At 57.4% G+C, this 12672-nt stretch carries 8 protein-coding genes; 4 read left to right on the plus strand and 4 right to left on the minus strand.

Going from position 1 to position 12672, the window contains the following annotated elements; all coding sequences use genetic code 11:
* Positions 1-81 precede the first annotated feature (81 nt).
* The 4 genes from VN622_08625 to VN622_08640 all read right to left on the minus strand — a co-directional run bounded on the left by VN622_08625 (position 82) and on the right by VN622_08640 (position 8151).
* Positions 82-3345: a TonB-dependent receptor gene (locus VN622_08625; GenBank protein HWR35915.1), complete on the minus strand. Its 3264-nt coding sequence runs from the start codon at positions 3343-3345 to the stop codon at positions 82-84.
* 350 nt (positions 3346-3695) lie between these two features.
* Positions 3696-5594 (minus strand): hypothetical protein, encoded by a 1899-nt coding sequence (locus VN622_08630; GenBank protein ID HWR35916.1) that lies wholly within the window; start codon positions 5592-5594, stop codon positions 3696-3698.
* Entirely contained in the window at positions 5587-6159 is a 573-nt protein-coding gene (locus VN622_08635) for an RNA polymerase sigma factor (protein HWR35917.1), read from the minus strand. Before VN622_08635 ends, VN622_08630 begins: the two co-directional genes overlap by 8 nt.
* Positions 6160-6942: 783 nt before the next feature.
* The gene (locus VN622_08640; GenBank protein HWR35918.1) at positions 6943-8151 is read right to left on the minus strand and encodes an alkaline phosphatase family protein; all 1209 of its coding nucleotides are present in this window, start codon (positions 8149-8151) and stop codon (positions 6943-6945) included.
* Positions 8152-8576: 425 nt separating this feature from the next.
* On the opposite strand from VN622_08640, the gene VN622_08645 reads away from it, so the two are divergent.
* The 4 genes from VN622_08645 (at position 8577) to VN622_08660 (ending at position 12668) form a co-directional block, all read left to right on the plus strand.
* Positions 8577-9194: a hypothetical protein gene (locus VN622_08645; GenBank protein ID HWR35919.1), complete on the plus strand. Its 618-nt coding sequence runs from the start codon at positions 8577-8579 to the stop codon at positions 9192-9194.
* Positions 9195-9489: 295 nt separating this feature from the next.
* Positions 9490-10263, plus strand: a complete 774-nt coding sequence (locus VN622_08650; protein ID HWR35920.1) for a sigma-70 family RNA polymerase sigma factor — start codon at positions 9490-9492, stop codon at positions 10261-10263.
* Positions 10260-10925 carry an anti-sigma factor gene (locus VN622_08655; GenBank protein HWR35921.1) on the plus strand — a complete coding sequence of 222 codons (666 nt, stop codon included), beginning with the start codon at positions 10260-10262 and terminating at the stop codon, positions 10923-10925. Before VN622_08650 ends, VN622_08655 begins: the two co-directional genes overlap by 4 nt.
* A gap of 285 nt (positions 10926-11210) precedes the next feature.
* Positions 11211-12668: a hypothetical protein gene (locus tag VN622_08660; GenBank protein HWR35922.1), complete on the plus strand. Its 1458-nt coding sequence runs from the start codon at positions 11211-11213 to the stop codon at positions 12666-12668.
* The last annotated feature ends 4 nt before the right edge of the window (positions 12669-12672 follow it).

A 12672-nucleotide genomic window follows, 5' to 3' on the forward strand; every position in this document is an offset into this window, starting at 1 on the left:
CGTCGTTTCTCGCTGGGTTTGCGTAAAGTTCGTGTCTGCTGCTAAAGCCGATGGCTGCAACAGCAGACACGAGGTTGATAGCTAGTAGCGCAGCTTGATGCCGAACTGGAACGAGCGCGGCCCGCCCATGGCGTACAGCGAATTCAGACCATCGACGCCGATTGCGCGATTCAGCATCGTGGCTGACTTTCCGAAGGTCGAATTGGCATTGAAAGAGCCCGGGATGTATACGCCATTCACGCCGGAGATACTGCCCAGGCTTTCCACAGGATCCCGGAACAACGGGTGGTTCAGGACGTTGAAAGCTTCGGCGCGGAACTCCATCTTCACTTTCTCGCCAACGAGGTTCACAGTGCGGCCAAGAGCGAAGTCGATCTGGTAAGCGCCATTGCCGCGCAACGAGTTGCGTGCCATGCTCCCGTTACGGGGCTCCACCGGAATCGAGAACGCATCGGGATTGAGTCGACGGCCGCCGCCCACGCCCTTCGATGTGTCTTCGATCCAAAGCGGCACGCCGGCAATCGGGCCATCCACACGGAAAGGGTAACTGCCAAAGCCTATGTCGCGAGTAACCGTAACATCGAGTGGCGCCGCAGTTTGTGCCTTGGCGATGCCCTGCAAACTCCAGCCGTTCGTGATGCCGCGTATCACCGGAGCCGCCCATCCGAAAGCATCGGCCTTCAGCCTGGGAACGTCGTAAGTGATCGCCACATTGAACATATGCCGACGATCGAATGAGGACGTACCGCGGTCTTTCGCCTGGTCCCATTCTTCTGCAAGCTTAGTAACCGCGTAGTCGCTGTCATTGGTGTCAATCGCGTGGGACCACGTCCAGTTCGTGAGCACGGTAACCGCCTTGGCGTGGACCATGTATTGCGTTTGCAGGGCATGGTAGTCCGAAAAGTCTCCGTGACCTTCCGCGTTTGTCGTGACCATCAGCCTCGCGCTGCCTAAAGTTGGATGATTCGTAAGCACGTGGTCGAACTTGCGCAGCAAGCGGCGGCCTGCATTGCCCAGGTAACTAACCGTCAGCTTCTGCGCCGAACCCATCGACTGTTCCACGCTGACGTTCCACTGATGGGTGCGTGGCTTTGTGTAACCTGGCTCAACCACTGAGAAGGCCGCTCCGGCACTAGTGGCGAATGGAGGCGTAATGCTCTTCTCCGGCAGTTGAGTGATCACTCCCGATGCAATCGGAAACGGAATCGAGGTCGCCACCGGATTTTTGGCGTCGTAAGTAACGCCGTACTTGCGGTAGTGCGGGAACATATTGGTGCTGCTATAGAGAGCCGAGCCTTGGCCAATGTCGTAGTACAGACCATAGCCGCCACGCACTACAACGTTATAGCCGTTGCGGGTGATGAGGTTGTAGGCAGCTCCAAAGCGAGGCGAGAACACCGTGTATTGCGTCGGATACAAAGGCGTGCCGACTGGTGCGACCTGGAGGTTGTCCAGGTCCGGATAATTCAGCACAGTCATTATGCCGGGGTCCTGGTCGATGTCCGGCACGGGCGCGAAATCCCAGCGAACGCCGTAGTCCAGGGTCAGGTTGCTTGTGGCTTTCCACGTGTCCTGCGCATACAACGACAGATTCTGGTTGATCAGGGTTACTGGATCGTGAGTAGTGATCTCCCACTTTGTGGCCCTCGGCCCCCCCGGCTGCAGCATGAGCGCTGCGGTCGCGAACTCAATGTTGATTGCGTTTTCAATGGGGCCATAAACAGGTGCGAGTCGCCGATAATCGCCGCCCATCTTGAAGAGATGGGACCCGCGCAGCCAACTGACGTTATTCACAACGTTGAACTGCCGCTGCAGGTTCTGCCGGTTATCACCGAGATTGAAAGTGCTCTTCCCTAGAAAGCTGTAGCGAATCTTTGCATTGCTGAGGTTGAACCCCGCTGGAAACAAATCGCTCTCCAGCGGAACTACTGCTCCGCCAAAATTGTCCATCTCGTACGAATTGACCAGCGTGTTCCGGCTCCAATTGAATCGGAATTCATTTGTGAGGCTGTTGCTTGCCATCCAGGTCGCGCCACCCGTCACGGTGGTGGTATGCGTTGCGCCTGGGTTCAGCGTAGCCAACGCCCGGATGCCGCTGGAAGACGGTGCGTAGTTATAACGTCCGAAAACGGTCAGCTTCGGATGCATCGCCCAATCGATGCGGATGCTGGAAGCGTCCTGCTGCGAGGGGCTTGAGTAGGCAATGTAGTTGTTGGAACTAACGCCCGAGCGAACGCCACCCTTTGCCGGATCTTCGGGATTCAGGGCAACGGGAAATGCATTCAGCAGTGGCTTGAGCGCGGCTGGAGCGTCGGCGCGGAGTTCGTTCGATGGAAGCGCAAAGGTGTTGCTGTTGGGCTGGCGCAGGCGCAACCCTTCGTATGAGGCAAAAAAGAAAAGCTTGTCCTTGATGATCGGACCGCCCAGCGTCGCGCCGAAGTTGTTTTGGCGAAGCGGCGGCTTCTTAACCGCGTTGTTCAGCACGGCGTTTTGCTTCAGGAACCAGTCGAAGGCGTCGAACATATCGTTGCGAACGTACTCGAATGCAGTTCCGTGGAAACTGTTGCCGCCGGACTTCGTCGTCAGCTGGACTTGCCCTCCGGGCTGACGTCCAAATTCCGCGGAGTAGGTAGAGGAGCTCACCCTGAGTTCTTGCAGCGCATCGACGGAGACAAGATTGTTGGTCATGCCCATCGCGCTCCATCCGGGAAGCGCGCCGGAAGACTCCGAGCGGAGCATGCCATCTGCAACGCCAATGTTCGCGCTGACTCCATCAACAGTGAAATAGTTGAAGTTGCTGCGCATGCCGTTGACGCTGAACTGTCCGCTGCCGGCAGCGTTGGATGTCACCACGCCCGGCGTAAGCGAGATCAACGCCTGGAGGGTGCGGCCATTCAGCGGCATCGTCTCTACCAGCTTCTGGTCAATCGTGGTTCCCGTCGCAGGCGAGGTCTCAACTTCAACACCGCTCGCCGCCACCGTTACCGATTCATGGGTACCGCCCACCTGGAGCCGCAACTGCAGCACACGGCGATCGTTTGCGTTCAACACTACGTCTGGCACTTCGATATTTGCGAACCCGGTACGGGACGCCATGATCGAGTATGTTCCGGGAGGCAGCATCGGAACGACGAAGATGCCTTCGTGATTGGTCTTGACCTGCCGACGCAAGCCGTTTGCCATGTTTCTTGCGACGATCTGCACGTCTGGCAGCACGGCGCCCGTGGAGTCCATGACGGTGCCGCTAAGCGTCGCCGTATCAGACTGTGCGGCGGCTGGAATTGCCATCCAGAGCGCCACAAATACCACCGTTGCCAATACCAGATTCTTCAAATGGACATTCATCAGCAATCCCTCCAACGACTACAAGCCGCATGCGGCGAAATCTACAATTTCCTGGCCCAACAGCAGGTTAAACAACGGTTCGGTTCAGCAAAGCCACGTGTAGAGACATCCCTGCTCTCCTGTCGCTTTGGCGATGTGACAAAGGCTTAAAAATCTGCTTATGTTTAAAAGACGAACGAGTCAGCAGTTTTTGCGGCGTGGAGCTACATTTTATTTATCGCAACACCAGGTCAGTGTTAGGAGCAGTCTGCTGGTCGACGGGAGGCAGAGGCGACTGACTCCCGTGAGCGGTTGGGGTGCGACTCGTTATGCAAGTTCGAGCGGGTCGCAACGATGAGCCTGCTATCTCGCTATTCGGTCATCTCCAAGGATGCTTTGTCGGCAAGCGCGATTGCGCTGTCAACCCAGTCCCAAAACTCCTGCTGCTTAACGGGTGCGCCACCCGGCCCATTTTCGCGCACGGTGAACGAACGGCGCACACCCTCGTCAATCGACGCGACCAGCCCATTAAGTTGACGAACTGCGTCCCATAGGTTTTCAGGATGCGGCGGTCGCACATGCTGCGCTTGCGGCGGCGGCACGCCGAATACCGGACCAACACCGGCCCGCATCTGACGCAGTTGCTGCGCCAACTCAGTGACATGCTTGTGGACGAGTGCCTCCCATTGTGCCCGCGCGTCGCCACTCATTGCGCCAACTTGTTCAGGCGTAAACGAGGCCGCAATCCGTTGCAAAGCAATCGCGTGTTCGCGGGAGGCGCCCGCATGTTCCAGTGCCGCCGATGAGATCCGATACGCCTGCCCGGCAACATCTTGATCGGCCGTACCCGCCGCGCTAAGGTAGGCGCGCAAGTCGGCCTCCGCCGGGAAGCTGGTGTGCGCGATCTCGATCTCGTCGAGGCGAAGTCTCACTGGGGTTGAATTTGTGTCGCGACTCTGCGCCTCATCCAGTGTGGCGAGTTCGACCTTCACGGCCGGGCTATGGGCCAGTCCACCCAACCCGCGCAGGATCTCGTCACGGCGTTGCGCCGTGGGTATCAGCCCTCGTAACTTCAACGCTCCGGAAGGAAGGTACGATATCTCAATCTGTTCGCCAACCAGCGCGCCAACGCTATCAAGGCCTCCGATTAGCTGCACTTCATCATCGAGCGTTGCCGGCACGAATAGTGGCGGCGGAGGCGGCTCGGGTGGGGCGGCTTTTGCATGAGCGACGGTGTCGGGTTCGAAATACCTGGCGTCTGCCGTTTCGAAATTGCGGCGCTCGTACTCGGTCTCGGCGATCCGATACTCGCTTATAGCCGAGTGCTCTTCAATCACTAACACCTGCTCGACGGCGTGAAGGTCGCGGCGGCGCAACGTCAGGCTTGCGCTTCGCACATGTGACCGCGCTTTATTACTGGTGTTGGCATACCCGACAACGTAAAGCGCCGGCGTCGCTTGCACCGTCAGCTGGGCGTCCGCTCCTACCAGACGTCCGAACTCCGAAGCCGACGGGGAGAGATCCCAAACGCTTCCGCCCTCAGGCAGTCGCTCCTCGGGTTGACTCGCGTTATCGCCCATCTTGGGCTGATATTCCACGCGCGAACCGTCGGTCTTGGTCCAGGTACCGGCGATCATGGCGTTGTTCTCGTCGTAAACACGTCGCACAGCCCGAGGACCAGAACCGCTCTTCCACGACTCAATGCGGCGGTGCCGCACGACTCGTCCGGTGGTCGCGTCCTTCTGCTCGACGATGAGCGTGCGTCTCAACAACTGCGTTTGACCTATGGTGTCAGCCCATGCCGACTGTGCGAGCAGACTCGTGCCGGAGGGCAAAGTGTCTTTCTCGCGCCCGCGCAAAGACAACGTAATCGCGATCGCCAACAACAGCGCAAACATTACAGACGGCGCCAACCAGCCGCTCGCCAGCCTGAGATGAACAACTCTCTCCCATGATTGGGATACCGCCCTGAGTGCTCCTACCCAGAGGTTCTCCTTGATTGGTTCTTCAATCAATCGAGAAAGCCGGAAGGAAAATCCTCGGAACTGCTGCGGCGGCTGCATCGACTCCGCAGAAAATGCCTGATCGCGAAAGTCGATGAACGAGGAGATCGTGTCTTCCAGCTTTCCAAGCCGGGCGCGGCACGTCCAGCACGATTCCAGGTGGTCGCGTACTTCAGCCTGTTTATGCTCCGGTTGCTCGCAATCCAAATACGCCAGGAGAATGCCGTCGTCAGGATGTTGCTCGCGATACTTCGTTCGATTAAGCATGCAATCCCGCCTTCAGTTTCTCAACCCCGCGCTGTAGCGCGTCGGACACCGTCGAAGTGCCTATTCCCAGCACTTCCCCAATTTGCCTATATCGCAGACCCTCGCTCCGCAGGTGCAGAACTTCCTGTTCGATCGCAGAGAGCAACCCGATGTTCCTGCGCAAGGCGAGATACTTTTCTTTTTGAATCAGCGTCTGCTCCGGATTCAGATCCGGAGCGCGCCGGTTTTCCATCAGCTCAACCCAGTCTGGCGCGTCGAACCTGCATTCAAGCCGTCCAGCCCTGCGCCTATCCAGTGCCAGGTTATGTGCAACCGTAAACAGCCATAGGCGAGCGTCGTTCACTGCCGCGCCCTGGCGGAGTTGCCGGTACAAGCGCAGGAAAGACTCCTGCGCTATATCCTCTGCCTCCTCGGGAGAACCGGTTACGACCAGCAGGTAGCGGTACACAGGCATTCGAAGGGCGTCGAAGGCGGCTGTGACGCGCTCCACCGCCGCAGGAACCCGAGCAAGCGCGGCTATACCCTCTGCTTCGAACCCTATTTCCAGTGGTGCCGGCTCCGGCATCCTGTAACCTCGGTTCTATTAAAAGTGGCTGCGAGGGGAGAGTATCCGGTACTGCCTTGTCGCAGCCAGCTCTCAAGTCGCCAGTTGCGGGGGAATTCCGATATGACCGGCGCAACCAGCTTCTCAGGTTTCTACAACTAAGGACGTTTGACAATGGGTTTTTCCGGCAGGAGAGCGCAATTTCTTTTTCGGACGACCCCGGCGGCTTGGAAGACGCAGTTTCCAGCTTCCAATTTCAGCTTCCGGTTGTTCTTACGCGGGGCTGATCTCATTTCAATTCGCACGCCATGAGCGGCCGGAATCGCATGAGGCTGCTGGAGTTAGCGTTTTGCGAACGACACGTCGCATCTAAGTATGTATGGCAAACGAGGATCGATCGTCGTACGAACATTCGGAGACGTATGAGGGTAGGCCGAATGATCCCAGGTTACAGTCCAAGGCAGATCCGCGGCAGGACCGCCGATTCAATATGGATTTAAACCCGATGGTGGTCGTGCCGCCGAGACGCGGCGCGACCCTTTGGATTATGGTCATTTTTCTGGGGATAGTATTACTGGCCCTGTTGACTTTTGCGATGTATCGCAGTTTCAACAAGCCTGCTCCGCGCTCTCCAGAACAGACAGGACTAGCGAAGCCGCCCACTCCAGGCGTCACAGTCTCGTCTGTACTGCCGCTCGCTCGGTATCGCCTGCAAAGCATGAAGGTGGAGTGAAGGGAACTGATTACGGGACAGCAAAGCCCCGCTCAATCAAATCGCGGGGCTTTGCTGTGGCTGTTCCTCGATCAGAACGCGAACATCGGACGGAGGTCGCTGATGCTGCCTATAGAGTTCCGTCCATTCAAAGCAGGCAAACCCCAATTCCACTGAATGAATTTCAATAGCGATGTGTGGTCCATGAGTTCATGAACGACCACGCCCTTCTTCGCAAATGGCGAAATGACGAGCATGGGGACGCGAATGCCGAGACCTTCACTGTCAACCTGCGGCGGAGGGCTGTGGTCATACCAGCCGCCTCCTTCATCCCAGAGCACCACAATGGCCGACGTATCCCATGAACTGGAGGCTTGAACCTGTTTTACGAAACCATCCAGCCAGGTGATTCCTGCCGTAATGGAGCTACTGCCGGGGTGTCCGCTGTGCGACGGCGCGGGCTGCACGAATGACACGGAAGGCAGTTGTCCCGCGTCGAGCACGGTAGTGAAAGCAGACAAATCCTGTATGTGCTCGGAATTGTGGGTGGTCGTGAAGTATTGGAATGGGTTCTGTTGGGGGACATAGTCGCCGCAGGCGCCAAGCCGCTCATGGAACCAGGCCCAGCCGATATCGCGCGAGGACATCTGGTCGCCCACGTTCCTGGCGGTATTTTCGTAAGCTGCGGGGTCCGGACTTTGGCACGGTCCGAAAACGGGCTGCGTACTGAACGGCTGGCCGTTATCAGTGGCGGAGACGGCATAGAACATCTGTGCCGGAGCACTGCTTAGCACCGAGGAGTAGTAGCGATCCGAAAGAGCAAATTGACGGGCATAATCCCAGAGAGTCGAGATTCCCGGGATCGACGCGTCGAAGTAGCCCATCACGACGTCGGTCTTCTGGGCAAGCACGAAACCGTCCATTGCCCCGTGGTTCCAGCTCTCCAGATAGTCGTTGTGTCCGTGTGCCAGGTCGTCCGAACTTCCGTTGGTCAGCAAGAATGGAGAGAAGCTATTGCCGTTAGCATCTGTCTGGGTAAAGCCGGGAACGCCGGGACGCAGGCCGTCAACCGTCTGACCATTTCCGGGCTGGAACTGGCCAAAGAGATGGTCGAAGGAGCGGTTCTGCATGACAACGACGATCAGATGTTTGATCGGCGACTGCGTCGGAACATTGGGGTTACCGCCGCCGAAGGGCAGGCCCGAATTGTCCACTGTCATCGGCCCTCGACAGGCGACGGGAAGCATCGCGACCAGAGCGGTTACGGCAGTCAGAAATTTCAAAATACGAATCGTCTTCATAGGTCTTGTAAAGGCATCTCCGGGCGGCCACGCGGAGTCGCTGGATACTCAACGCGCTTGCCGGCTGTTCCTGAATGGGCACACGCGCAAACACTGTGATGCCGGATCGAGCGGGAGCGTGCATTGGCGTAACGGAATTGCTCTACCGGAAATTTGCGGTACCAGGCACAATTTGCCCGGTACGCGGACCAAACAGCATTGGAATCCGACGAAGCGCTTCAGAGTTGCATCTAAGCCAAGGGAAAGATTTTCGCTGCACGCCTTAGACGCGCAGCGCAAAACAGAAAGCCATCACTATGCAAACAAAAATTCTGTTCACGGCAGTCATATGTTTCACTCTGACGCATGCTTCGTTGTCGCAAAACCGTCAGTCACAAAACCATTTCTCATCGCCCAATCCGCCACAGCAAGCACCGACGCAGCAAATGCAAGGACAACAGCAGCTAGCGCCACAACAGCAACAACCGTACCAGGCTGGTGTGCAGGCAGGGGACATCGGTCAATTGAACCGCATCCTGGGAAGGCTTCAGGAAGTGGCACAGACCAGCACGCTCCAGATCAGCAAGCTGAGGATCGAAAAATGGAAGGCTGATTCCAGGGTCAAGCAGCAGGCCCAAGCCAATGCGGAATCATTGCAGCGGAATCTGTCCGCGGCACTTCCCGAACTGGTAGGCAAGGTTCGAAATGCCCCGCAGGATCTCGGCGCGAATTTCCGCCTCTATCGGAATCTAAACGTGCTGTATGACGTATTTGTCTCATTTACCGAATCTGCGGGCGCGTTCGGCCCCAAAGACCAGTACGAAGCTCTTGCTCAGCAGGTTGGAACCGTGGATGCTTTGCGTCGACAACTCGGGGATCGCTTCGACCAACTCCTAATATCCAAAGACATGGAGATATCGCAGTTAAGAAATCAGGTCCGCGCCTTAGCTCAGGCAAAAGCCGCGGAGCCGCCAAAGAAGATCGTCGTGGACGACACTATTCCCTCTAAACCCAAGAAAAAGAAGGCAAAGCCGGCAACTCCGCCACAAACTGCCCAACCTTAAGCTCGATGAATTTCCGCTGCTTGGGAACTTATTGCCTGCTAGTGGGGTCTATCTGATCAGGACGGTCGGGCGAGACGGGCACTCGCCGAAGCGTCACCGTGTGTCGGTCTTCAGGATTGATCGAGAACACGGGTGCCGGGTACTCCAGAAGGGATAACCGGTTCTAGTTGGGGATGCGTGGAGCACCGAAAACGGAGCTCCTGCGCAAGCGGGTTACAACAGTAAGTTGTTGCGAGAGTAACTTCCTATTAATATGGAGGTCAACGCGGTGAGAGCCGTGGCAGGAGCAACAACGGTGAGCGAACTCGCTGGCGCGATTGGTGTGCACGCGGAAGAAGCCTCGATCATTGCCGAACTCAAGGCTGGGTCCGAGGATGCTTACGCCTGGCTCATCTCGCAATATCATCAACCCATCTATAGCCTGATCTATCGAATACTCGATGACCCCTCGGATGCACCCGATACAACTCAAGAAGTGTTCCTGAAAGTGTTCAGGGGGATGAAGCGCTTCAACGGCGAATCAAGCCTGAAAACCTGGATTTACCGCATCGCCGTACACGAAGCTTCGAACCGCCGGAGATGGTGGTTTCGGCATAAGGTTCGGGAAACTTCGATTGAACCCTCCCCCGAGTACGACTCTGAAGGGGCCGGATCTGCTCTTGCAGTGAAAGACACGTTAGTAGATGCGGGGTCATCCCCATTCGAGAACGTGATGCACGAGGAGGTACGGGCCAAGGTCGAACTGGAATTGAGTCAATTGGCTGAGCCGTATCGGACCACTGTCATACTGCGGGACATAGAAGAGTTGTCGTACGAACAGATCGCTGAAGTGATGGAAGTCTCGCTTGGAACGGTGAAATCGCGACTGGTACGAGGCCGCAGTGCCCTGAAGAAGCGCTTGGAACGTTACGTCCGCGAATCGGGTTCAGAACTTGGATTACAAGCGCGCCAGGATACCGATAGCGACGGCAAGAACAAGACCCGAGGCCGGGTCGGGGCCGAGACTGGGAACCGCATGTCAGGACCAGCGATTGCACACGGCAATCAGGAAGTCGAGGTGACGCCATGAAGTGCAGAGACGCGCAACAGCTGTTCTCATCGTTCATGGACCATGCTATGAGCGGCAAACAGATGCGCACAATCGGAGAACATCTGCGCAACTGCTCAGAGTGCCGCACGGAATTCGCATTGCTCTCGAATACTCAGGAAATGGTTGCGCGGCTTGGCCGGAAGCCGGCACCCGCCAATCTGGCGCTGAAGCTGCGCGTCATGATTTCGCAGGAAGCTGCGCACGCACGGCGTAATCCGATTGAAGTCTGGCTGCTTCGGCTGGAAAATGCTTTCAATGCATTCATGGTTCCTGCGACGGCGGGAATGGTGAGCGCAATTATCATCTTTGGATTGCTTATCGGCGTGCTGATGCCGGGACAATTGTCGGCCGCGAACGACGTCCCGACCGGGCTGTACACGCCACCCGAACTCGCGTTCTCGCCGTTCGGCATGGAAACCGGTTGGGTGAATACCGATTCTTTGGTGGTGGAAGCGTTTGTAGATGCGAACGGCAGAGTGCAGGATTACCGCATCCTTTCGACTCCCGAAGTCGCCAAGGACATCACCCCCGAGTTGAAGAACATGATGATCTTCACGGTCTTCAAGCCTGCGACGAGTTTCGGGCAGCCGACGAGCGGCCGCGCTATCCTCTCCTTCGCTAAGATCAACGTGAAGGGCTAAACGGATTTGCCCGGGCAGCAGGCGCACTCCGGCATTTCGGTAACAATCCGTCGGGTTTTGCGGGCAGATGCAGGAAGCGGCGATCTGTGCATAGTAGCTCTGGCGCATCTGCTCTCCTTTCAAGAATGCCACTTCGCTTTCAATCTGCAGCCTCGTTTGATTGTGGCGCACTAAGCCCTTTACACTAGCTGCGTACTACATCCGAATAAGAAAGATTTCAGGGAGGCTCCTCTGGGCTCCGTTCGCCGAATATTGATTGCGTTCGCGCTTTGCGCAACGGTTACAGTGTCCGCTGCCGCGCAGGAAACCCCGAAACTGACGCTCGACACGAATCCCACGCTGTTCGCCGTCCTGGCAGGCATGCATGCATGCGGCTACGATCAGGACCTTGCAAACTCGATTCCTCTCAGAGGAGAGGTCCGCGACGAAGTATTGCAAGCTGCGCGCACGCCTCGCGCTCAAGACGCGCTGGACCGCATGTGCCGCTACTACGTTGATCATCAGCAGGGTGACAATTCCCGGCAGTTGGCACAGTACATCTCCCTGGCAATCAACCTCGGCGCGCCACCGGCATTTGAGCCGAAGGTACGCGAAGCGGATATGGCGCCAGACGCGGTTTATGTCCTCGGCTTCGTCCCACTGCTCGCGAATTTTTACGAAACCGCAGGCCTCGAAAAGATATGGGCCAGGCATGGACGCGACTACGAATCTCTGATTGAACGATTCCATAAACCCGTCGCGAACCTCTTGATGACGACGGATCTCTATCTGAAGCAGCCCCTCAGCGGCTACGTGGGACGGGGATTCTCCATCTACCTGGAACCGATGGCGCCAGCGGGACTGGCCAATGCGCGCAACTACGGGCAGGACTATTACATGGTGGTCTCGCCGGTCGCAAGCGCCACGGGGCCTGCACTGAAGCTCGAACAGATTCGGCACACGTACCTGCACTACATCCTGGACCCGCTGACGCAGAAGCGTGCTAATACCATGGCTCGGCTCCAGCCGTTGCTCGAAGCCGTTGTCACGGCACCACTGAGCGAGACTTATAAGCGAGACGTGGATCTACTGGTGACGGAGTCACTCATTCGCGCCATAGAGGCCCGCATGGCCGGTCCAAAGATGCCGGAGTCCGCGCGGCAAGCCATGGTTGATGCATCTATGGGCGAAGGATTCATACTGACGCGCTACTTCTACGACGCGCTGATCACATTCGAGAAAGAACCGGTGGGACTGCGCGACGTGTTTGGCGACTGGCTGCACTTCATCGACGTGAATAAGGAAGTGAAGCGCGCCGCGGCTGTGCAATTCGCTGCCAGTTCTTCGCCGGAAATCGTACGTCCCCAGCGTGAAGAACAATTGCTGGACGCGGCAGAGAAGCAGCTTGCCGCACGTAATTTTGCCGTGGCACAGAAACTCGCGCAACAGGCACTAGACGAAAATAGGGGCGATGCCGGGCGTGCCCTGTTTGTGCTTGCCCGGGCCGCGACTTTGCGTGGCGATGTGCAGTCGGCACGCACCTACTTCGAGCGTACGCTTCGCGCTTCGCACGAGCCGCGCGTCACCGCGTGGTCACACATTTATCTCGGAAGAATTTCAGATTTACAGGAAGACCGCCAGGCAGCGCTGGAGCACTATCGTGCGGCGCTGGAGGCGGGTGACACCGCGGCAGAAACGAAAACGGCGGCGGAACGAGGGTTGCAACAGCCGTACAATCCCGTTCCGCAGCAACCCAAACCTTGACATC

The sequence above is a fragment of the Clostridia bacterium genome (genome assembly GCA_035561135.1).
Lineage (GTDB): Bacteria > Acidobacteriota > Terriglobia > Terriglobales > Acidobacteriaceae > DATMYA01.

Coding starts and splice junctions, on each gene's coding strand:
- VN622_08625 (HWR35915.1), bottom strand. CDS start 3,345: ATGAATGTCCATTTGAAGAATCTGGTATTGGCAACGGTGGTATTTGTG.
- VN622_08630 (HWR35916.1), bottom strand. CDS start 5,594: ATGCTTAATCGAACGAAGTATCGCGAGCAACATCCTGACGACGGCATT.
- VN622_08635 (HWR35917.1), bottom strand. CDS start 6,159: ATGCCGGAGCCGGCACCACTGGAAATAGGGTTCGAAGCAGAGGGTATA.
- VN622_08640 (HWR35918.1), bottom strand. CDS start 8,151: ATGAAGACGATTCGTATTTTGAAATTTCTGACTGCCGTAACCGCTCTG.
- VN622_08645 (HWR35919.1), top strand. CDS start 8,577: ATGCAAGGACAACAGCAGCTAGCGCCACAACAGCAACAACCGTACCAG.
- VN622_08655 (HWR35921.1), top strand. CDS start 10,260: ATGAAGTGCAGAGACGCGCAACAGCTGTTCTCATCGTTCATGGACCAT.